This is a genomic window from Streptomyces sp. NPDC006314 (genome assembly GCF_040613075.1).
Lineage (GTDB): Bacteria > Actinomycetota > Actinomycetes > Streptomycetales > Streptomycetaceae > Streptomyces.
The window spans coordinates 198502-217629 of sequence record NZ_JBEXRL010000008.1 but is presented as its reverse complement, the minus strand read 5'-3'; the positions used below and the strand labels follow the sequence as shown (position 1 = coordinate 217629).

At 70.9% G+C, this 19128-nt stretch carries 24 protein-coding genes, 1 pseudogene and 1 riboswitch; of the genes and pseudogenes, 14 read left to right on the top strand and 11 right to left on the bottom strand.

Features of this window, described 5'->3' with window-relative positions:
• Positions 1-98 precede the first annotated feature (98 nt).
• Complete coding sequence (locus tag ABZ079_RS17320) at positions 99-1226, top strand: 8-amino-7-oxononanoate synthase (RefSeq protein WP_356940279.1); 1128 nt, start codon at positions 99-101, stop codon at positions 1224-1226.
• A 138-nt stretch (positions 1227-1364) separates the two neighbouring features.
• Here ABZ079_RS17320 and ABZ079_RS17315 read toward each other — a convergent pair whose 3' ends face one another.
• Together ABZ079_RS17315 and ABZ079_RS17310 are read right to left on the bottom strand one after the other, a co-directional pair.
• Positions 1365-1589, bottom strand: coding sequence for a DUF397 domain-containing protein (locus tag ABZ079_RS17315; protein WP_356940278.1), 225 nt, complete (start codon positions 1587-1589; stop codon positions 1365-1367).
• 9 nt (positions 1590-1598) lie between these two features.
• Positions 1599-2459: a helix-turn-helix transcriptional regulator gene (locus tag ABZ079_RS17310; RefSeq protein WP_356940277.1), complete on the bottom strand. Its 861-nt coding sequence runs from the start codon at positions 2457-2459 to the stop codon at positions 1599-1601.
• Between the two features lie 212 nt (positions 2460-2671).
• Between ABZ079_RS17310 and ABZ079_RS17305 the strand changes: the two genes are divergently transcribed.
• Positions 2672-3130 carry an ATP-binding protein gene (locus tag ABZ079_RS17305; protein WP_356940276.1) on the top strand — a complete coding sequence of 153 codons (459 nt, stop codon included), beginning with the start codon at positions 2672-2674 and terminating at the stop codon, positions 3128-3130.
• A 29-nt stretch (positions 3131-3159) separates the two neighbouring features.
• Here ABZ079_RS17305 and ABZ079_RS17300 read toward each other — a convergent pair whose 3' ends face one another.
• The gene (locus tag ABZ079_RS17300) at positions 3160-4083 is read right to left on the bottom strand and encodes a LysR family transcriptional regulator (RefSeq protein ID WP_356940275.1); all 924 of its coding nucleotides are present in this window, start codon (positions 4081-4083) and stop codon (positions 3160-3162) included.
• A gap of 83 nt (positions 4084-4166) precedes the next feature.
• On the opposite strand from ABZ079_RS17300, the gene ABZ079_RS17295 reads away from it, so the two are divergent.
• Entirely contained in the window at positions 4167-4784 is a 618-nt protein-coding gene (locus ABZ079_RS17295; protein ID WP_356940274.1) for a LysE family translocator, read from the top strand.
• A 7-nt stretch (positions 4785-4791) separates the two neighbouring features.
• On the opposite strand, the gene ABZ079_RS17290 is transcribed toward ABZ079_RS17295, so the two are convergent.
• The 3 genes from ABZ079_RS17290 to ABZ079_RS17280 form a co-directional block, all read right to left on the bottom strand.
• A complete protein-coding gene (locus ABZ079_RS17290; RefSeq protein ID WP_356940273.1) occupies positions 4792-5265 on the bottom strand; it encodes a C40 family peptidase in 474 nt (157 codons plus the stop codon).
• Between the two features lie 3 nt (positions 5266-5268).
• Positions 5269-5500, bottom strand: a riboswitch (cyclic di-AMP (ydaO/yuaA leader).
• A 339-nt stretch (positions 5501-5839) separates the two neighbouring features.
• Positions 5840-6145, bottom strand: coding sequence for a hypothetical protein (locus ABZ079_RS17285; RefSeq protein WP_356940272.1), 306 nt, complete (start codon positions 6143-6145; stop codon positions 5840-5842).
• Between the two features lie 6 nt (positions 6146-6151).
• The gene (locus ABZ079_RS17280; protein WP_356940271.1) at positions 6152-6787 is read right to left on the bottom strand and encodes an ATP-dependent Clp protease proteolytic subunit; all 636 of its coding nucleotides are present in this window, start codon (positions 6785-6787) and stop codon (positions 6152-6154) included.
• Positions 6788-6874: 87 nt separating this feature from the next.
• On the opposite strand from ABZ079_RS17280, the gene ABZ079_RS17275 reads away from it, so the two are divergent.
• The 10 genes from ABZ079_RS17275 to ABZ079_RS17230 all read left to right on the top strand — a co-directional run bounded on the left by ABZ079_RS17275 (position 6875) and on the right by ABZ079_RS17230 (position 14467).
• A complete protein-coding gene (locus ABZ079_RS17275) occupies positions 6875-7153 on the top strand; it encodes a type II toxin-antitoxin system Phd/YefM family antitoxin (protein WP_356940270.1) in 279 nt (92 codons plus the stop codon).
• Positions 7154-7379: 226 nt separating this feature from the next.
• Positions 7380-7682 (top strand): urease subunit gamma, encoded by a 303-nt coding sequence (locus ABZ079_RS17270; RefSeq protein WP_356940269.1) that lies wholly within the window; start codon positions 7380-7382, stop codon positions 7680-7682.
• A gap of 10 nt (positions 7683-7692) precedes the next feature.
• Positions 7693-8004, top strand: a complete 312-nt coding sequence (locus ABZ079_RS17265; RefSeq protein ID WP_356940268.1) for an urease subunit beta — start codon at positions 7693-7695, stop codon at positions 8002-8004.
• A complete protein-coding gene (locus ABZ079_RS17260) occupies positions 7997-9718 on the top strand; it encodes an urease subunit alpha (protein WP_356940267.1) in 1722 nt (573 codons plus the stop codon). Before ABZ079_RS17265 ends, ABZ079_RS17260 begins: the two co-directional genes overlap by 8 nt.
• A complete protein-coding gene (locus ABZ079_RS17255; protein WP_356940266.1) occupies positions 9718-10392 on the top strand; it encodes an urease accessory UreF family protein in 675 nt (224 codons plus the stop codon). Before ABZ079_RS17260 ends, ABZ079_RS17255 begins: the two co-directional genes overlap by 1 nt.
• Before the next feature lie 79 nt (positions 10393-10471).
• Entirely contained in the window at positions 10472-11149 is a 678-nt protein-coding gene (ureG, locus tag ABZ079_RS17250) for an urease accessory protein UreG (protein ID WP_356940265.1), read from the top strand.
• Positions 11146-11904 (top strand): urease accessory protein UreD, encoded by a 759-nt coding sequence (locus ABZ079_RS17245; protein ID WP_356940264.1) that lies wholly within the window; start codon positions 11146-11148, stop codon positions 11902-11904. The genes ureG and ABZ079_RS17245 overlap by 4 nt, the downstream gene beginning before the upstream one ends.
• Positions 11905-12003: 99 nt before the next feature.
• Entirely contained in the window at positions 12004-12387 is a 384-nt protein-coding gene (locus ABZ079_RS17240) for a hypothetical protein (RefSeq protein ID WP_356940263.1), read from the top strand.
• A gap of 53 nt (positions 12388-12440) precedes the next feature.
• On the top strand, positions 12441-12707 hold the full coding sequence (locus ABZ079_RS17235; RefSeq protein WP_356940262.1) for a hypothetical protein: 267 nt from the start codon (positions 12441-12443) through the stop codon (positions 12705-12707).
• A 164-nt stretch (positions 12708-12871) separates the two neighbouring features.
• Positions 12872-14467 carry an alpha/beta hydrolase gene (locus tag ABZ079_RS17230; RefSeq protein WP_356940261.1) on the top strand — a complete coding sequence of 532 codons (1596 nt, stop codon included), beginning with the start codon at positions 12872-12874 and terminating at the stop codon, positions 14465-14467.
• A 52-nt stretch (positions 14468-14519) separates the two neighbouring features.
• On the opposite strand, the gene ABZ079_RS17225 is transcribed toward ABZ079_RS17230, so the two are convergent.
• The 4 genes from ABZ079_RS17225 to ABZ079_RS17210 form a co-directional block, all read right to left on the bottom strand.
• On the bottom strand, positions 14520-15545 hold the full coding sequence (locus tag ABZ079_RS17225; RefSeq protein WP_356940260.1) for an NAD(P)-dependent oxidoreductase: 1026 nt from the start codon (positions 15543-15545) through the stop codon (positions 14520-14522).
• 61 nt (positions 15546-15606) lie between these two features.
• Positions 15607-16332, bottom strand: coding sequence for a lysophospholipid acyltransferase family protein (locus ABZ079_RS17220; protein ID WP_356940259.1), 726 nt, complete (start codon positions 16330-16332; stop codon positions 15607-15609).
• A gap of 421 nt (positions 16333-16753) precedes the next feature.
• Complete coding sequence (locus ABZ079_RS17215) at positions 16754-17239, bottom strand: hypothetical protein (protein ID WP_356940258.1); 486 nt, start codon at positions 17237-17239, stop codon at positions 16754-16756.
• Between the two features lie 32 nt (positions 17240-17271).
• Positions 17272-17907 carry a restriction endonuclease fold toxin-2 domain-containing protein gene (locus tag ABZ079_RS17210; RefSeq protein ID WP_356940257.1) on the bottom strand — a complete coding sequence of 212 codons (636 nt, stop codon included), beginning with the start codon at positions 17905-17907 and terminating at the stop codon, positions 17272-17274.
• A gap of 458 nt (positions 17908-18365) precedes the next feature.
• On the opposite strand from ABZ079_RS17210, the pseudogene ABZ079_RS17205 reads away from it, so the two are divergent.
• Positions 18366-18563, top strand: a pseudogene (locus ABZ079_RS17205) (transposase); the annotation flags it as partial.
• 184 nt (positions 18564-18747) lie between these two features.
• Here the strand turns inward: ABZ079_RS17205 and ABZ079_RS17200 are convergent.
• The gene (locus ABZ079_RS17200) at positions 18748-19095 is read right to left on the bottom strand and encodes a UDP binding domain-containing protein (protein WP_356940256.1); all 348 of its coding nucleotides are present in this window, start codon (positions 19093-19095) and stop codon (positions 18748-18750) included.
• Between the last annotated feature and the right edge of the window lie 33 nt (positions 19096-19128).

The window sequence follows — 19128 nt, the reverse complement described above, 5'->3', positions numbered from 1 at the left end:
ACAACGGAGACGGTTCACCGTGTGGGTATTGCCACACCCTGGGTGGCTGGGCGTGCCGCTAGGGTCTGTCCGCTACCTACAAAAGCACCGGAGGACCCATGGTGTTCGGCTGGATCGACGAGCAGGCCGAGGCGCGCCGCCGCGCCGGACTCGTGCGGACCCTGCGCCCGCGCCCCGCCGACTCGCCGTTGCTGGACCTGGCGAGCAACGACTACCTGGGCCTGGCCCACCACCCCGAGGTCACCGAGGGGGCGGCGCTGGCCGCCCGGACCTGGGGCGGCGGCTCCACCGGCTCCCGGCTGGTCACCGGTACCACCGAACTGCACACCGAGCTGGAGCGCGAGCTGGCCGCCTTCTGCGGCTTCGAGTCCGCCCTGGTCTTCTCCTCCGGTTACGCCGCCAACCTGGCCGCGGTCACCGCGCTCGGCCCGCACGGCTCCCTGATCGTCTCCGACGCGGGCAACCACGCCTCACTCATCGACGGCTGCCGGCTCGCCCGGGGCGATCGGCAGGTCGTGGGGCACGCCGATCCCGAGGCCGTGCGCAAGGCCCTGGCCACGCACGCGGGTGCGGCGATCGTCGTCTCCGACACGGTCTTCTCGGTCGACGGGGACCAGGCGCCGCTGGCCGCCTTGGCCGAGGCGTGCCGGGAGCACGGCGCGGGACTGGTCGTGGACGACGCCCACGGTCTCGGCGTACTGGGCGACGGCGGCCGGGGCGCGCCGTACGCGGCCGGGCTCGCGGGTGCCGACGACGTGGTCGTCACGGCCACCCTGTCCAAGTCGCTGGGCAGTCAGGGCGGGGTGGTGCTCGGACCGGCCCGGGTGATCGACCATCTGGTGAACGCGGCCCGGACGTTCATCTTCGACACCGGCCTGGCGCCGGCGGCGGCCGGGGCCGCCCTCGCAGCGCTGCGGCTGCTGGTCCGTGAACCGCGGCGGGCGGCGCGAGCCCGGGAGGTGGCCGCGGAGCTGCACGCACGGCTGACCGCCGCGGGTCTGGAAGCGGTGCGTCCGGACGCCGCGGTGGTCTCCGTGCGGGCTCCCTCCCCGGAGCAGGCGGTGCGCTGGGCGGCCGACTGCCGTACGGCAGGGCTGGCCGTGGGCTGCTTCCGTCCTCCTTCCGTGCCCGACGGCATCTCGCGGCTGAGGCTGACCGCCCGTGCGGACCTGTCCGGTGCCGAGATCGAACGCGCTGTACGTGTCATCGGCGAGACGCGACCATGAGTCGGCGTGACACGGCCGTGTATTGCACGAAAGCGGTGAGAAACGGTGAGAAGCGACGGTGAGCGACGCGCAAGCGCCGAGAAGTGATGAGATCGATCGAATGTGATCAGTGATCGGTCGGGTGGGGGAGGGGCGTGGTCACCGCAGCGCGGTCGTGAACCCCGCCCAGCTCTCCGGGGAGAAGAGCAGCGCGGGTCCGGCCGGGTTCTTCGAGTCGCGCACGGCTAGCAGTCCGGCCGACGGGCCGGAGCCCGGCCGGGCCGTCTCCACGCAGTTGTTGGCTCCCGTGCTGTAGCTGCTACGCAGCCAGTGCACGTCGTGCAGGTCGGTACTGGCAGGGACGTTCCGAGGCAGTACTGACATGGTGCCTCCTTACGCGCCGTCACCTATCCCGGCGATGTAGTCCAACGAGTCCTCGGGTGAAAGGGCGTGCAGCTGAACGGTGTTGAAGGCCTTGGAGTAGGCCAACAGGTCTTCTTTCCGTTCCAGGTAGAGGCTACTCGTCAACTGGTCGAGAACAACCACGTCCAGATCAGAAGTGCTCGGAAATGAGAAGATAACGAAAGGCCCGGTGAGGCCGACATGTGCTCCGGCCGCCAACGGCAGCACCTGGAGCCGTACGTGGGGAAGCCGGGCGGCCTCCAGCAGCCGCTCGAGCTGCCGGGCCATCACCTCCGGACCGCCGACCTCGCGCCGCAGCACCGCCTCGTCGAGCACGGCGCACAGCTCCAGCGGCGGATCCGAACGCAGCACGTCCTGCCTGGCCAGCCGCACCTCCACCAGCGCGTCCAGGCGTTCCTCGTCCAGATCCCTCACGACCGCCCGGGTCACCGCGCGGGCGTACTCGGCCGTCTGCAGCAGGCCGGGCACGACGGTGGTCTCCAGGGTGCGCATCGCGCTCGCCTGCGACTCCAGGCTGATGAAATCCCGGTACGTGGGCGGCAGCACCCCACGATAGGCGTGCCACCAGCGGTTGCGGCCGCCGGCGTCCTCGGACCCCGCCAGCATCAGCAGCAACTCGCGCAGCTGCCGGTCCCGCACCCCGTAGGCGTCCAGCAGTAACCGCAGATCGGCCGGTTTCACCCGGCTGGCGCCGGTCTCGATGCGGCTCACCTTCGACTGGTGCCAGCCGACCAGCTGGGCCGCCTCGCCGCTCGTGAGCCCGGCTCCGGTACGCAGCGTGCGCAGTTCGGCGCCCAATTTGCGGCGGCGCACCGCCGGCCCGTTCTGCATGGGCTCCTCCTTACTCCTTCCGGGCCGCCCCGATACGGCCTCGCGCCGCAGAGTTCACCGCTTCGAGCGACAGATATATGCATATCCTGGTGGATCGCTCCCCTGACCGGTCCGGTGGTGGCAGTCTGGCGAAGAAGCACCAGTCCGGGACCGTACTCGAACCATCCGCTCTTCGTCGGACCGCGGTCCCGCGGGAAAGGGACGACGTCGCCATGGCAGACCATCTGGAAGCATCCGTCACTCTGCCGAGCGATCCCGCCTCGGTCTCCGCCGCCCGCACCTACGTCGTGGGGACCCTCGCGGAGTGGGGCCTGCCGTCGGACACCGACGTGGCCGACGCCGTGCGGCTCATCGTCTCCGAACTCGCCACCAACGCCGTACAGCACACCTTCGGTCAGTCACCCACCTTCACGGTCGACATCGCGCTGGACCGTGACGAACACCTGCGCATCGGTGTCACGGACAGTCATCCCCGCTTCCCCAAGAGACTGCCCGCCGCCGTCCAGCAGGACAACGGGCGCGGCCTGGTCATCATCCGCTGCCTCACCGCGGAGTGCGGCGGCAGACTCCGCATCCGCCCCACCCGCGAGGGCGGCAAGACGGTCTCCATCGAACTGCCCTGGGCGATCCCGCCCGAGCGGGTCACGGCGGCGGGGCAGCAGGACCCCTGACCCTGGACACGCCTTGAGAGTCCTGGCCCTCAGGTCCCCGTACTCCGGCCCGCCCGGCCGAAGGCCCCCCGCAGCAGGGCCCGGAAGGCATCCGCGGCCGGAGCGGTCTCGCCGGAGCGGTAGGCCACCGAGATCGTGCGACGCAGGCGGCCGTCCGCCAAGGGGCGCACGCCGACCGGCGTGGTCGCCGTGCGCGCCACCATCTCCGGTACGACGGCCACCCCGAGCCCGGCGCTCGCGAGCGCGCACACCACGGCGTACCCGGGCGTCGGTACCAGCAGCGCCGGCGTGGCCCCGGCCCCGGCAAGCAGGGCCTCGATCTCCCGCCGGGCCGGATGGTGCGGCGCCATGCTGATCAGCGGCTGCCCCGCAAGCTCCGCGAGCGGCAGCCGGGAGGAGGCACTGCTCAGCGCGTGCCCCGGCGCGGTCACCAGCACCAGTTCTTCCACCAGGACCGGCTCCAGACGCACCGCGGACGGAACGGGAACCGGTTCGGACGGGTGGTAGGTGTGGGTCAGCGCCAAGTCCACCTCGCCGGCCGCCACCGCTGCCACCCCGGCCGGCGGATCGTAGTCCGCGACCGACAGCGTCACGTCCGGATGCGCCCGGCGGAAGGCGCTCAGCGCCGGTGGCAGCAGGTGCACTCCCGCCGTCGGGAAGGTGCCGAGCCGCAGCGCGCCGCCGGTGAGACCGGTCAGCCGCGCGAGTTCGTGCCGGGCTTGCTCCAGTTCGTCGAGCACCCGGCGGGCCCGAGCCACCAGCACCTCGCCGGCCTCCGTCAGCCGGGCCCCGCGGTGGTGGCGCACCAGCAGGGCCGCGCCCGCCTCCCGCTCCAGTTTGGCCAGCTGCTGGGAGAGGGCGGGCGGTGTGTAGCCGAGCCGGTCGGCGGCCCGGGTGATCGAGCCGGCCTCCGCGACCGCCACGAGCGCGGCCAGCCGAGTGGGGTCGTACATGAAGTAAGGCTAAAGCATTGCTTAAGGCCAACCATCCGGAACCGAAATACCTGCTGAAGGCCCTGCCGAGGCAGGCTGGCGGCATGGACGGACAGCTCATCGCCTTCACCGGGATCGCCGCCGGACTGGTCGCCATGCCCGGCGCCGACTTCACCGTGGTCGTCCGCAACGCGCTCGTCTCCCGCCGCGCGGGCGCGGTCTGCGGGCTCGGCATCGCGGGCGGACTGCTGGTGCACACCACCCTGGCGGTGGCCGGGGTCGCGGCCGTGCTGGTCGCCGTACCGGCGCTGTTCCGGGCGCTCCAGCTGCTGGGCGGCGCCTATGTGCTGCACCTCGGTGCGCGCACCCTGGGGGCGCTGCGCCGGCCCGACCGGACCTCACAGGAGGCCGCGGCCGAGGCGGCGCACCCGCTGCGGCAGGGCTTCGTCACCAACGTGCTCAACCCGAAGGCCTCGCTGACGTTCCTCAGCCTGCTGCCGCAGTTCGTGCCCTCGGGGAGCACCGCCCTGCCCAGGACGCTGCTGCTCGCGCTGATCGTGTGCGCGCTGGCCCTCCTGTGGTTCCAGGTGGTCGTCCTGCTGGTGGACCGGCTCGGCCGATGGCTGCGCCGGCCCCGGGCCGCCCGTGGGCTTCAGGCGGGCACCGGGGTGGCGCTGACGGTACTGGGAGCGGCCCTGCTGCTGGAGCCGCTCCTGCCCTGACGGCGGGTCAGCTGACGCGGCCGTACCAGACGCTTCTGGTCCAGATCTTCTGCAGCCTCACCACGTCGCCGGTCCTGGGGGCGTGCCATATCCTGCCGTGGCCCGCGTAGATGCCGACGTGGTAGACGCTGGAGCCCGAGTGGAAGAAGACCAGGTCGCCCGCCTTACGGCTCCTGGCGGAGATGTGATGCGTCTTGTTGTACTGCTGGGCGGCGGTACGCGGCAGTTTCTTGCCCGCCTTCTTGAACGAGTACAGCGTGAGCCCCGAGCAGTCGAACCGGCGCGGCCCGGTGGCTCCGTAGCTGTACGGGGCACCCTTCTTGGAAGCCGCGACCTGTAGTGCTTTCGTCGCCGTGGTCGCGGCCGAGGCGTCGGTGGCGAGGCCCGGTACCGCGATCGAGCCGCCCACGGCGGCGAGGGTGAGGGCCGAGGCCGTGCCGGCCCGGGCCATCAGCGACGGGACACGATTGAGCGCAGTCATGCGCAACCCTTCGTCAGCCGCCTGTGAAGGATGACCTGTCGGATTCGGGCTGGCGAAGTTGCCCGGCCGCGTTGCCGCGGCTTCACCCCAAGGGCTGCTCGGAACATCCGGCCGTCTGCGACGAGCAGACGAACATCCGTCCCGGCGACCCGCCTTGCTTGGGTCCTCCACTCCTGCCGATCCACTCCTGTCGACCGGTCATCCGGGCGGCGGCAGGACTCGGCGTCCGCCCGGACCGCCCCGCCGCTGTGGCGGGGGCTTGTCGTCAGTCACGGATCTTCACTCACGGCTGTCCGAAAATCCCAATGGAATCGGGGATTTGTGGCGTTACTCACCACTCACCCGTTCGGGTGGACCGCGCTGTGTTCGAGACACCGTCAGCTCCCCGTCGTAGCCCCGGACCTGGGGCGGAGCGCTTCTTGGTGAGCCTCGGACCGGCTTCGCGCGCAAGTCGGGACGCCCGGAAAACGATCCGGATATACACCGGTCGGGCGTACGTCGTTCGGGCCGTTTCAACCGCGGCCCGAACGACACGTCGACATGAGGGCCCCGCCGGGCCGGACGTGTGTCCGGGTCAGCCGACGCAGTCGGGCGGGAGCGCGACGCGCGCGGTACGGCGCTCTCCGTCCAGCACGCGCAAGGCCCGTGCCAGCGTGCCCCCGTGTAGCTCCGTCTCGCCCCGCTGGTGCATCAGCGCGAGCGCGTCACGCAACTCCGCCGCCTTGCGCACCAGGGCCTGTGCCGCACGCAGACCGCGGTAGGTGTCCCCGTGCCGAGCCGGGTTGATCCGGCCCAGCAGGTCGACCGCCGCCAGGTAACCGTCGATCAGATCGCCCTCCGCGCGCGTCAGCGGGGGCAGCGGCGGCAGTTGCGGCTGCATCCGGGCTCACCTCGCGTCCGATGCGCCGGGCAAGGGCCGGCGGTTGGGCACGACGCCGTCCACCAGGCCGTACGCCAGCGCTGCGGGCGCGTCCAGGACCAAGTCCCGTTCCAGGTCCAGGTGCACCTGCTCCGCTGTGCGCCCCGTGTGCCGTGCGAGCATCTGCTCCGTCAGCGCGCGGGTCCGGGTCAACTCCCCGGCCTGGATCAGCAGATCGCTGGGCTGGCCGCGCACCGGCTCCGGCAGCGCGGGCTGTTCGAGCACCACGCGGGCGCCGGGCAGCGTGAACCGCTTGCCCGGGGTGCCGGCCGCGAGCAGCACCGCGGCGACGGACACGGCCTGCCCCAGGCAGTAGGTCGCCACGTCGCAACCCACGTACCGCATCGTGTCGTAGATCGCTGTCAGCGCGCTGAAGGAACCGCCCGGCGAGTTGATGTACAGCGTGATGTCCCGGTCCGGGGCGGCGTGTTCGAGGTACATGAACTGCGCCATCACGTCGTTCGCGGCCGTGTCGTCGACCGGGGTCCCGAGGAAGACGACCCGGTCCTCGAAGAGCCTCCCGTACGGATCGAGCGTGCGCGCCCCCGACCCGCCGCGCTCGGTGAACTCGGGCAGGACATAACGGGCGGACGGTCGGGACATGGGCATACCCCTCCTCATGGCGCGGCCCCTCATGGGCTCAGCTTCTGTAAAAAATGTACAGGACGTACGTGACGTTATGATGGGGGCATGGCCTACGAGATTCCGGTGACGCAAGCCAGGGCTGAACTCGCCGACCTGATCAACCGGGTGGTGTACGGCGGCGAGCGCGTCGTCGTGACGCGACACGGCAAGCCGCTGGTCGCCCTGGTCTCGGCCGCCGATCTGGAGCGGCTCGACGCGCTCGAGGAGCCGGCCGAGGAGCAGATCGTCAGCACGGTGTCGGGGGTCCGCGACGTCGGTTCCACCCCGCGTGGACAGCGGCGGTTCGGGATCGCGGCAGAGCATGGCAGGCCCGGCGCGTCCTGAGCCGCGCCGGTATGCGGGAGGCCATCGCGCGGTCATGAGTGGATCAAGGTCTGGTTAACGTCGCTGAAACTCCGGCGCTCTAGCCTGCCGATCCACGCCACCAGGGGCTTTTCTGTCCGGATTGACGTCGATCCGGGGATTTGTCTGCGTGCTACACCTCTCCCCGTCGCGGTGGCTGCGGCAACCGGACCCCGCACGGTCCGGAGCAAGGACTGTGAGGTGGGACGTGCAACTGACCCCGCACGAGCAAGAGAGGCTGCTGATCCATGTGGCGGCCGACGTGGCCGAGAAGCGCCGGGCCCGCGGGCTCAAGCTCAACCACCCGGAAGCGGTCGCCCTCATCACGTCGCACATCCTCGAGGGCGCGCGGGACGGCCGCACCGTCGCCGAGCTGATGTCCTCCGGCCGCAAGCTCCTCACCAGAGGCGACGTCATGGACGGGGTCCCGGAGATGATCCACGACGTCCAGGTGGAGGCCACCTTCCCGGACGGCACCAAGCTCGTCACCGTCCACGAGCCGATCATCTGAGGAGCCACCGATGATTCCCGGAGAGATCCTGCTCGCCGACGACCCCGTCATCTGCAACGAGGACCGCGAGGTCACCCGCCTGACCGTCCTCAACGCCGCCGACCGGCCCGTCCAGGTCGGCTCCCACTACCATTTCGCCGAGGCCAACCCCGGCCTCCGGTTCGACCGCGCCGCCGCCCGCGGCAAGCGGCTGAACGTCGCCGCCGGTACCGCCGTCCGCTTCGAGCCCGGCATCCCCGCCGACGTCGAACTCGTACCCCTGGCCGGTGCCCGGATCGTGCCGGGCCTGCGCGGGGAGACCGGGGGCGCTCTCGATGCCTGAGATCTCCCGCGCCGCCTACGCCGATCTGTTCGGCCCCACCACCGGCGACCGCGTCCGGCTCGCCGACACCGACCTGCTGATCGAGATCGAGGAGGACCGCTCCGGAGGCCCCGGGGCCTGCGGGGACGAGGCGGTCTTCGGCGGCGGCAAGGTCATCCGCGAGTCCATGGGCCAGTCCCGGGCCACCCGCGCCGAGGGCACCCCCGACACCGTGATCACCGGTGTGGTCATCGTCGACCACTGGGGCATCGTCAAGGCCGACGTCGGCATCCGCGACGGCCGGATCACCGCCATCGGCAAGGCCGGCAACCCCGACACCATGGACGGCGTCCACCCCGACCTGGTCATCGGTCCCGAGACCGAGATCATCGCGGGCAACGGGCGGATCCTCACGGCCGGCGCCATCGACGCGCACGTCCACTTCATCTGCCCCCAGGTCGCCGACGAGGCGCTGGCCTCCGGGATCACCACCCTGGTCGGCGGCGGCACCGGCCCCGCCGAAGGGTCCAAGGCGACCACCGTGACGCCCGGCCCCTGGCACCTGGCCCGGATGCTGGAGGCCATGGAGGCCCACCCGGTCAACGTCGGCCTCCTCGGCAAGGGCAACACCGTCTCGCACGAGGCGATGCTCTCCCAGATCCGCGGCGGCGCCGTCGGCCTCAAGCTGCACGAGGACTGGGGCTCCACCCCGGCCGTCATCGACGCCGCCCTCACCGTCGCCGACCGCACCGGCGTCCAGGTCGCCATCCACACCGACACGCTGAACGAGGCCGGCTTCGTCGGGGACACCCTCGCCGCGATCGCGGGCCGGGGCATCCACTCGTACCACACCGAGGGTGCGGGCGGCGGGCACGCGCCGGACATCATGACCGTGGTCTCCCAGCCGAACGTGCTGCCCAGCTCCACCAATCCGACCCGGCCGTTCACCGTCAACACCGCCGAGGAACACCTCGACATGCTGATGGTCTGCCACCACCTCAACCCGGCGGTCCCGGAGGACCTGGCGTTCGCCGAATCCCGCATCCGGCCGTCCACCATCGGCGCGGAGGACATCCTCCACGACCTCGGCGCGATCTCGATCATCTCCTCCGACTCCCAGGCCATGGGCCGCGTCGGCGAGGTCATCCTGCGTACCTGGCAGACGGCCCATGTGATGAAGGGCCGGCGGGGAGCGCTGCCGGGTGACGGGCGGGCGGACAACCACCGGGTGCGGCGGTATGTCGCCAAGTACACGATCAACCCGGCGCTCGCCCAGGGCCTCGCCGCCGAGATCGGCTCCGTCGAGACCGGCAAGCTGGCCGACCTGGTGCTGTGGGAGCCCGCGTTCTTCGGGGTCAAGCCGCTCCTCGTCATCAAGGGCGGGCAGATCGCGTACGCGCAGATGGGCGACGCCAACGCCTCCATCCCCACCCCGCAGCCGATCCTGCCCCGCCCGATGTACGGCGCGATCGGCCGGGCCCCGGCCGCCAACTCCGTCAACTTCGCCGCCCCCTCGGCGATCGAGGACGGGCTGCCGGAGCGACTGCGGCTCGGCAAGCGGTTCGTGGCGATCGAGTCGACGCGCCAGGTCACCAAGGCCGACATGCGCGAGAACGACGCCCGGCCGGACGTCCGGATCGACCCCGACAGCTTCGCCGTGCACATCGACGGTGAGCTGGTGGAGGCGACCCCGGCGGCCACACTGCCCATGGCCCAGCGCTACTTCCTCTTCTGATGTCCAGGGCAGCACTGCTCGTCCTGGCCGACGGCCGCTTCCCCGCCGGAGGGCACGCGCACTCCGGCGGGGCGGAGGCCGCCGTCAAGGCGGGCCGCATCACGTCCGCCGCGAGTCTGGAGGACTTCTGCCGGGGCCGGATGCACACCGCCGGCCTCGTGGCGGGTGCGCTGGCGGCTGCCGCCGCACTGGGGTCCCCACCGCGGGAGCTGGACGCCGCCGCGGACGCCCGGACGCCCTCGCCCGCGCTGCGGGCCGCCGCGCGCCGCCTCGGACGGCAGCTGATGCGGGCGGCACGGGCGAGTTGGCCCTCGCCAGAACTCGACGCCCTGGCACGGGACTTCCCCAAGGGGGCGCACCAGCCGGTCGTCCTCGGCCTCGTAGCCCGGGCAGCCGGGCTGGGGCCCGACGACGCGGCGTACTGCGCGGCGTACGAGAGTGTGAGCGGGCCGGCCACGGCCACGGTGCGGCTGCTGAGCCTCGACCCGTTCGACGCGACCGGCGTGCTGGCGCGATTGGCGCCGGAGCTGGATGGTGTCGCGGACGCGGCGGTGGTGGCGGCGCGGAGAGTGGCCGCCGAGGGTGTCGACGCACTGTCCGCCGCTTCCGGGCCCTTGCTGGAGGTGGGCGCGGAGTGGCACGCCGGCTGGCCGGTGCGGCTGTTCGCATCCTGACATCGCCCGCCCGCCCACCGACCCGCCCGGACGAAGAGGGCCCTCGCCGGCACAAGGCCTCTCGCACAAGGAGCCGTACATGCACCTCGACCACACCCACCCCGGCCCCCCCGCACTCGGCGCGGACGCCCACCGCCCGGACGGAAGCCGGCGTGCCCTGCGCATCGGGCTCGGCGGGCCCGTCGGATCGGGCAAGACCGCCACCGTCGCCGCGCTCTGCCGGGCGCTGCGCGAGCAGCTCTCCCTCGCGGTCGTCACCAACGACATCTACACCCGTGAGGACGCCGAGTTCCTGCTCCGGGAGGCCGTGCTGCCGCCCGAGCGGATCACCGCCGTGGAGACCGGCGCCTGCCCGCACACCGCGATCCGCGACGACATCTCCGCCAACCTCGAAGCCGTCGAGGATCTGGAGGACGCGGTCGGTCCACTGGACCTGATCCTCGTCGAGTCCGGCGGCGACAACCTGACCGCGACCTTCTCCAAGGGGCTCGTGGACGCACAGATCTTCGTGATCGACGTGGCCGGCGGCGACGACATCCCGCGCAAGGGCGGCCCCGGCGTCACCACCGCCGACCTGCTCGTCGTCAACAAGACGGACCTCGCCCCGTACGTCGGCTCCGACCTCGCCCGGATGGCCGCCGACGCCACGGCACAGCGGGCCGGACTCCCCGTCGTCTTCCAGTCGTTGCGCAGCGGCGCCGGGGTCGCCGAGGTGGCCGCGTGGGTCCGGCGGCGGCTTGCCGCGTGGACGGCATGACGGCCACCGGGGTCCGGGCGGGCGCGCGGATCGTCGCCCGCGCCGACGGCCGCGGCGGTACGGCGCTGCCCGTGCTGGACGGCGAGGGGCCGCTGGCGCTGCGCCGCACCCGGGCGAGCGGCGCCGAGGCGAAGGTCATGGTCGTCGGCGCGATGAGCGGCCCGCTCGGCGGCGACCGCTTCACGCTGCACGCGCGTGTGGAGGAAGGAGCCCGGCTGCACGTGGGCTCGGCCGCCGCCACCATCGCGCTGCCGGGCCAGGCCAAGGGCGAGGCCCGGTACGACGTACGGCTCGACGTGGCCCGCGGCGCCGAACTGCACTGGCTGCCGGAGCAGCTGATCTCGGCCGGTGGCAGCGACCTGTACGTGACCACTCGAGCCGAACTCGGCGCCGGGGCGCGGCTCGTACTGCGCGAGGAGCAGGTGCTCGGGCGGACGGGGGAGGAACCCGGGCGGCTCACCAGCCGGTTGACCGTACGGATCGCCGGGCGGACCGTGCTGGACCAGGAACTGGCCTGCGGGCCCGGCGCGCCGGGTGGCTGGGATGGGCCGGCCGTGCTCGCCGGACACCGCGCCGTGGGCCAGGTGGTGGTCGTCGGACCGGAGTTCGCCGAGCAGCCGGTCGCCGCCCGGATGCTGGGGGAGTGCGCCGCGTTGGTGCCGCTCGCCGGCCCGGCCGCCCTCGTCAGTGCGGTGGCCCCCGACGCGCTGCTGCTGCGGCGGCTGCTGGACGAGGCGCGGGCGCTGCTCGGTTAGCGGCGTGTCCAGGTCGACCGCACGGTCGCCTTCGGCGCCGTCGGCCTGGCATGGTGGAGCGGCACGCCGACCGCGAAAAGGGGAAACGGGGGTTCGGACGTGACCGGCGACGGCGGTTTCCCGGATCTGATACGCGACGAGTCCCCGTGGCCGGGGCTCGGCGTGGTGAACGGCGCGCACCTCCGGGTGTGGCGGCATCAGCCCGGCCGGCTCACCGCGGTGATCAGCGGCCTCGGCGCCTGGACGGACGCGGATGCGGTCGCCCGACTGCGCGCCGAGTATCCGGGCGACACCGTCGAGGTCTTCCACCACCACCCCGGCGACTGGATCACCATGGCCTTCTACGCGGCGCTGAGGGCGGCGGACGACGGCAGCGTGGCACGCTCGCGCCTCTTCGGGGACGAACTGGCGGCGCGCCTGGGGCCCTCCCTGTACGTGACCGAGGATCCCGAGGACGAGTCCGGCGGCTACGGCGGACCCTGAGCGCTCCCATCGCAACGGAACACACGCCCTGAACGACAGAAGGAGTACGACCGTTGACGCTCTACGGCATGAAGCCCGCCCACATCGCGCTCTTCTCGTACCTGTGTCTGGCGGTCGGCGCGGTGCAGCTGTACCGGCACAGTGGCCCGTACTGGCTGCTGATCGTCCTCTTCGTGGCCGTGGCCTGGAGCTACGGGCAGTGGCGGGAAGCCGGGCAACGGGACCCCGCGCAGCTCACCGGCCCCGCCTTCTTCGTGCTGCTGCTGGCCCCGTTCGCGAGCGTCGCCGCGCTGGTGTGGGGGATCGCCATGGAGCTGTGACGGCCCTCATGAATGCCGTCTGCCGAAGTGACCTTCCGCTCAGCGAGACATGATCGTCCGGTTATCGGATTGGTAAAGAAGGGGGGCAACCCCTGTTCTCGGGTGGCCCACAGCCGAGAGGATCCCCGCCTGACCACTCGCAGCGACGTACGGGGAGGGCCCACTTGAGGGAGAACAGACCGAAGAGCCGCCTGCTGGCGCTCGGTTCGGCCGGAGCGCTCGTCACCGCCGCCCTGATCGCCGGCGCCGTGTCGGCTCCCGCGGCCAGCGCCGACAGCCGGCACGGACAGGACCGGGAGGCCAAGGGCGCCGAGACAGCCGCCGCCCGGGCCGCCAAGGCGGGCATCCACTGGCAGGACTGCCCCGACGGCTGGGGGCTGGAGAAGCCGATCCAGTGCGGCTGGGTCAGTGTGCCGCTCGACTACGCCCACCCCTACGGCAAGCAGATCAAGCTCGCCGTGGACCGCATCGGCAACACCGGCACCAAGAAGGAGCGCCAGGGCGCGCTCATCTACAACCCGGGCGGCCCCGGCGGCTCCGGCCTGCGCTTCCCGCGCCGGGTCACCACCAAGAACGCCATCTGGGCGAACGTCGCCAAGGCCTACGACTTCGTCGGCTTCGACCCGCGCGGCGTCGGCCACTCGGCGCCCATCTCCTGCGTCGATGCCCAGGAGTTCGTCAAGGCGCCCAAGGCCGACCCGGTGCCCGACACCGAGGCCGACAAGACCGCGCAGCGCAAGCTGGCCCGCGAGTACGCCGAAGGATGTGCCGAGCGCAGCGGCGCGATGCTGCCGCACATGACCACGCCGAACACCGCCCGCGACCTCGACGTCATCCGCGCCGCGCTGGGCGAGAAGAAGCTCAACTACCTCGGCGTCTCCTACGGCACCTACCTCGGCGCCGTCTACGGCACCCTCTTCCCGGGCCACCTGCGCCGCATGGTCGTCGACAGCGTGGTCGACCCCTCGCGGGAGAAGATCTGGTACCAGGCCAACCTGGACCAGGACGTCGCCTTCGAGGGCCGCTGGAAGGACTGGGAGGACTGGGTCGCCGCGAACGACGCCGCCTTCCACCTCGGCACCACCCGTGCCGCCGTCCAGGACAAGTGGCTCCAGCTGCGCGCCACCGCCAAGAAGAACCCCGTCGGCGGGGTCGTCGGCCCGGCCGAGCTGATCTCCTTCTTCCAGAGCGCGCCGTACTACGACTCCTCGTGGGTGCCGGTCGCGACCGTCTTCAGCAAGTACTACGCCGGTGACACCCAGGCGCTCGTCGACGCGGCCGCCCCGGACCTGTCGGACACCGCGGGCAACATCGCCTCGGAGAACTCCAACGCCGTCTACACGGCCGTCGAGTGCACCGACGCCAAGTGGCCCACCAGCTGGAAGAAGTGGGACCGGGACAACACCCGGCTCCACACGGACCACCCGTTCATGACCTGGGCCAACGCCTGGATGAACCTGCCGTGCGCCACCTGGCCGGCCAAGCAGCGGACCCCGGTCGAGGTCAAGACCCACAAGGGCCTGCCGAAGGTGCTGATCGTGCAGTCCACCCGGGACGCCGCCACCCCCTACGGCGGCGCCGTCGAACTGCACCAGCGCTTCAAGGGCTCCCGCCTGATCACCGAGAAGGACGCGGGCTCCCACGGCGTGACCAGCCTGGTCAACTCCTGCATCAACCAGCGCGTCGACGCCTACCTGCTCGGCGGCAAGCTGGACGGCAAGGACGTGACCTGCGCGCCGCACGCCACGCCTCAGCCGTAACCCCTCCCGGTACGGCGACGAGGGGCGGCCGGACCTCCCGGCCGCCCCTCGCTCATCCCCCGAACCAGGCGTCCTCCGCCGCGTAGTCGAAGAGACCGCCGTAGGCCTGGACCATCTTCGGGTACACCTCGCGCCAGTCCCGCCGGGCGAGCCGCCGTTCGATCCATGCGACGGTCTCCGGCAGCGAGTCGGCGTACCCGACCACCGGGCGGTACCCCAGTTCCCGTTCCGCCGCCGACATGTCCACGATGACCGAGTGCGGCACCGACCACGGGGTCTCGCCCACCCGGGGCGCCGGGGGAGGGCCGTCGACGAGGACCGTCTCGTTCTCCACACCCATCACGGCGTCGATCGCCTCGGCGATCTCCGCGACCGTGGGCGCCTCGGCGTCGCAGGCGTTCAGGACCCGCGAGCCGGGCCGCGCCGCCGACAGGCGGACCATTTCCGCGATGTTGTGCACACTCGACGGATGGAAACGGCTCTCCCCGCCGTACGCGAGCACGCGCCTGCCCCGCCCGTCCAGGTTCCGCTTGACGAAGTACAGCTCGCGAGGGCTGCGGCAGTACGGCCCGTGGACCGCGCCCGCCCGCAGCAGGGTGGACGGCAACCGGTCGCCCGCCGCGAGGAGTTCACGCTCCAGCGCGACCTTCCGGGTGCTGTACGTGGCCTCGCCGGGAGCCACCGTCGGCTGGGTCTCCGGCATGGGCGCCGGGTACTGGGGGAAGCCGTCCGGCTGGTCCTGGGTGTCGAAGCCCCGGCCCTTGCCGTCCACGTACACCGACACGCTGGAGACCACCACGGCCGATCCGACCCGGTCGGCGAGAGACGTCAACTGCCGGGCGTGAGCGGTCCCGTAGGCGATGATGTCGACCAGCACGTCACATCCGTCGCCGACCACCTCCGCCAGGGCCCGCCCGTCCTCCCGGTCGAGCCGTACCGCCCGTACCCCCGCGGGCCAGGTCTCGTCCCGGCCTCCGCCGTACGAGGCGGCCGTCACCTCCCAGCCGTCCCGCGCCAGCGCGTTCACCGCCGGACGCCCGATCTGCCCGGTCGCTCCGATCACCACAGCACGCCTCATGCCACGACCGTACGGCCACCAGCACGCTCCCGCCGCGGTGTTCTGCCCATGGCAGAGGTGGTCAACCGAGCGGCGTCCGCGGGAACCGGCGCCCCTTCCCGCCCTTCTCCGCCGCCTGCCGCTCCTTGACGACTGCCGCGTACTCGTCGACGTACTCCTGCTCGGACAGGGTCAGGATCGCGTACATGATCTCGTCGGTGACGGCCCGTAGGACCGCCTTCTCGTTCTCCATCCCGGCGTAGCGGGAGAAGTCGAGTGCCTTGCCGAAGCGGATGGTGACCGGGTGGACCCGCGGGATCTTCCTGCCGGGCGGCTGTGCCTCGAACGTGCCGATCATCGCGCAGGGCACGACCGGTACCCCGGCCTTCAGCGCCATCACGGCGACGCCCACCTTGCCCTTGTACAGCCGGCCGTCGTGCGAGCGGGTGCCCTCCGGGTAGATGCCGAGCAGCTCGCCCTTGGCCAGCACCCCGAGGCCCTCGCGGATCGCGGCCTGCCCCGCTTCCTTGCCGGAGCGGTCCACCGGGATCTGCCCGGCACTGCGGAAGAAGAACGCGGTGAGCCGGCCCTTGACGCCCGGTCCGGTGAAGTACTCCGCCTTGGCGAGGAAGGTGATGCGACGCTTCAGCATCGCCGGCATCAGGAAGTGGTCGGAGAAGGACAGGTGGTTGCCGGCGACGATCGCGGGGCCGTCGGCGGGGACGTTCTCCAGGCCTTCGATCCGGGGCCGGAAGACCAGTCTGAGCAGGGGGCCCAGTAGCACGTACTTGAGCAGGTGGTAGAACACGGCTCGCTCCTCACTCTGACCAGCTCCGCTTGGAACCGGTCTTTTCCCAGGTCACCGCAAGAATCATGGATGCGGGCTGATGCGCACCTGTCGTCATCTGTAGCCATGTTCGGGCGGTCTCATGCTGACCCTTTGCCGAGTCAGCTGATGGTCAGTCAGGACTTGGGTCAAGCGGTTCCGCTGTCCGTGCCGTGGCACGGTGCTTCACCGGGTCGAAGCACAGCATCGAAGTCAACGAGGTGAGCCCGGCATACATGGGCGGTCGAGTAGGTCGAGTCCGGTATGCGCTCGGTCGGGGTGTTTTGCCGACACGATGGTGTGGTGCACCAGAAGAGTGACCCCTTTCTCGTCGATGACCATCGACCGCGAGACGTCCTCAGTGGTTCTGACCCGTTCGGATGGCAAAGAGGCTCGATACCCTCTAGCGGACCCACCGTTTGAAAGCACTAGCTTGCTGGCTCGGTTGCACTACTCGCCCCCTTTGGCCGGCTTGTGCTGCGAGCGACACATGCGGGAGCCGCTTGAGCGAGGCATCAGACGGCTCGCTCTCCCCGTGAACGTATTCCGGCGTTTGGACGAGGCGGTTTCGGCTATGGGTCGGTGCCCCGTTGTTCCTGAGCCACAGTGCGAACCGGGCAGCCAGGTGAGCGTTGCAGTCCAGGACGGAGACGCCCTCGGGTTCCAGGCTGGCCAAACCTTCCAGGTCCTCGTCGTCGAAGGTGATCCCGAAGACCATCGACGCCCCGCACACCGGTCCGATACCCCCATCATCGACACGGGTGAAGGTCTCCGGATTGCGCTCGCGCAGCCGCGCTTCCAGCCCCTCGAAGGTCAGCTCCCAGCTCTGCCCGCGGGGAGGGGTGAAGACGAACATGATGCGCAGTTCCGCGATCTCTTCCGGTTCCATGGTGGTGCTTTCTGGGCTTGGGGTGACAGTGGTCAGGGAACGTAGCGGGCGTGGCCTCTGAGGCCGTAGGCGGCCATCATGATGCGCCAGTACTGGACGGCGTCCTGGTTGTCGGTGACCGTCTCGACACCACGCATCTCCTTGTTGCCCGGGTCGTTCAGCACGGCGGCATACTTCGTAATCTCCTCACGGTCCTTTGCGTACAGGAAGTCCCTGTCCCCGGTCGCATGGTTCTTGCGGAGGTCTTCCAGGGGCCGGTAGCACCGCTGGTTCGGCTTGTTGACGTACTTTGCCTCGACAGCCATCCCGTCGAGGTTGCGGAATCTGTCCACTATCAGCGTGTTTGACGGGCTGATGCCCTGCGGGATGGGGACCTCGAACTCCGGGAAGCCGGCTACGCGCCTCTGGCAGGCCTGCTCGGCAGTCTTACCGCCGGAGATGTCTCCCTTGCGTAGCGAGTCGATCCAGGTCTGAAAGTCCTTTCCCTCTCCAGGTGTGAGCGGTGGGAAGCGGGGGTCGGGCGGGTTCTCCGGAGGGATCGGTCGAACATGATGAGTGTTGCCCGGAAGGGGGCGGTAGGCGGCCGGAACCAGGGTCGGGACGCGAATCAGGGGGCCGAGAAGTGGGGGGAGGCCGGGCAGGAGGCCGCCGTGCTCCGGTTGCGGCATCGCGGGACTTGGAGCTGTCCAGGGCGGCAGGAATCTTGCCGAGCGAGGTGATGCGCGCGTCGTCGGCTATGAGGTCGTGCAGGCCGCCGTCATGGCCGTCGCCGCCGAAGCGCGGTTGTTCCCACGGCCACAGGAAGGCGCCTGTGAGGGAGTTGTTCTCCATGGGGAGGCGTTGTTTGGCGGTTTCGACGTGGTCGGCGTAGGCGTCGCAGGCGTTTGCGAGCATCTTGCAGGCGGTGGGGAGGTTCGCCATGAGAGTGTCGTGCTCGCCCACCTCGCCTGGTGGTGGGGTCTTGCCGACGAATTTCTCGAAGAAGCCCTCGACTGCGTCAGCGGTCTCACCGGCCTGATCGAGGTTGGCCGTGTTCCATGCGTCGCGGGAGTCTCAGTACGCGTCTTCGAGGATAGGCACACGACCTCACCTGCGTACATGGTTACGCGGCAAGCGGATCGGCGTGCGGATCGCCCGGAAAGGCATCGAGTCCGGCGAACGATTGGGCCGCCGCCGGTGGGTCATCGAGCGGACCATCTCCTGGCTGTCCGGCTACCGCCGGCTCAGTCCCCGCTACGAACGCAATCCACGGAACTACCTGGCCTTTCTCGGACTCGCCGCCGCCCTGTGCTGCTACAAGCGACTCGTCCGCCTCACCACGTAGGACACGGCCTTAGAGCAGGGCTCGCGCAGCTCATGCTGGAATTGAGTGATCTGCAGGCCTGGGCGCGTGGCATGGCCCAGCTGCTTCGGAAAGGCAGAGCCGGCCGGCATCCGTCACCGTACGTCGCTCGCGGTGCGGGATGCGAGCCGGTGCGGGTCGACGTGGGAGAACTGCGGCCACTCGGTCAGGCGCAGCAGATCGGCGTCCTGGACCGCGGCGATCGGGTCGTCGATGTAGTCGAGTTCGGGGTTCTGCTTGCGGCGTTGTCGACGGCCTGCGGGTCGGTGACAGTGACCGTGGCACCAAGTTCGTGGAGCTTCTGTGCGACCGCCGGGGCAGTCGAGTCCCGGATGTCGTCGGTGTTCGGCTTGGAAGCGGCGCCCCAAGCCGTGATCCGCTTCCCGCCCAGGTTGCCATCGAGCTGTTCGCGGGCAAGGTCGACCGTGCGCTCGCGGCGGCGGTTGTCGATCGCGTCGACCTCGCGGAGGATCGTCAGGGCTTGGTCGACGCCGAGTTCGCCGACGCGGGCCATGAATCCGCGGAGGTCCGCGGGGAGGCAGCCGCT

Bases quoted from the DNA above. Each gene is read 5' to 3' on its own strand.
- ABZ079_RS17320 (WP_356940279.1), top strand. From the start codon at position 99: ATGGTGTTCGGCTGGATCGACGAGCAGGCCGAGGCGCGCCGCCGCGCC.
- ABZ079_RS17315 (WP_356940278.1), bottom strand. From the start codon at position 1,589: ATGTCAGTACTGCCTCGGAACGTCCCTGCCAGTACCGACCTGCACGAC.
- ABZ079_RS17310 (WP_356940277.1), bottom strand. From the start codon at position 2,459: ATGCAGAACGGGCCGGCGGTGCGCCGCCGCAAATTGGGCGCCGAACTG.
- ABZ079_RS17305 (WP_356940276.1), top strand. From the start codon at position 2,672: ATGGCAGACCATCTGGAAGCATCCGTCACTCTGCCGAGCGATCCCGCC.
- ABZ079_RS17300 (WP_356940275.1), bottom strand. From the start codon at position 4,083: ATGTACGACCCCACTCGGCTGGCCGCGCTCGTGGCGGTCGCGGAGGCC.
- ABZ079_RS17295 (WP_356940274.1), top strand. From the start codon at position 4,167: ATGGACGGACAGCTCATCGCCTTCACCGGGATCGCCGCCGGACTGGTC.
- ABZ079_RS17290 (WP_356940273.1), bottom strand. From the start codon at position 5,265: ATGACTGCGCTCAATCGTGTCCCGTCGCTGATGGCCCGGGCCGGCACG.
- ABZ079_RS17285 (WP_356940272.1), bottom strand. From the start codon at position 6,145: ATGCAGCCGCAACTGCCGCCGCTGCCCCCGCTGACGCGCGCGGAGGGC.
- ABZ079_RS17280 (WP_356940271.1), bottom strand. From the start codon at position 6,787: ATGTCCCGACCGTCCGCCCGTTATGTCCTGCCCGAGTTCACCGAGCGC.
- ABZ079_RS17275 (WP_356940270.1), top strand. From the start codon at position 6,875: ATGGCCTACGAGATTCCGGTGACGCAAGCCAGGGCTGAACTCGCCGAC.
- ABZ079_RS17265 (WP_356940268.1), top strand. From the start codon at position 7,693: ATGATTCCCGGAGAGATCCTGCTCGCCGACGACCCCGTCATCTGCAAC.
- ABZ079_RS17260 (WP_356940267.1), top strand. From the start codon at position 7,997: ATGCCTGAGATCTCCCGCGCCGCCTACGCCGATCTGTTCGGCCCCACC.
- ABZ079_RS17255 (WP_356940266.1), top strand. From the start codon at position 9,718: ATGTCCAGGGCAGCACTGCTCGTCCTGGCCGACGGCCGCTTCCCCGCC.
- ureG (WP_356940265.1), top strand. From the start codon at position 10,472: ATGCACCTCGACCACACCCACCCCGGCCCCCCCGCACTCGGCGCGGAC.
- ABZ079_RS17245 (WP_356940264.1), top strand. From the start codon at position 11,146: ATGACGGCCACCGGGGTCCGGGCGGGCGCGCGGATCGTCGCCCGCGCC.
- ABZ079_RS17225 (WP_356940260.1), bottom strand. From the start codon at position 15,545: ATGAGGCGTGCTGTGGTGATCGGAGCGACCGGGCAGATCGGGCGTCCG.
- ABZ079_RS17215 (WP_356940258.1), bottom strand. From the start codon at position 17,239: ATGGAACCGGAAGAGATCGCGGAACTGCGCATCATGTTCGTCTTCACC.
- ABZ079_RS17210 (WP_356940257.1), bottom strand. From the start codon at position 17,907: ATGCCGCAACCGGAGCACGGCGGCCTCCTGCCCGGCCTCCCCCCACTT.
- ABZ079_RS17200 (WP_356940256.1), bottom strand. From the start codon at position 19,095: ATGGCCCGCGTCGGCGAACTCGGCGTCGACCAAGCCCTGACGATCCTC.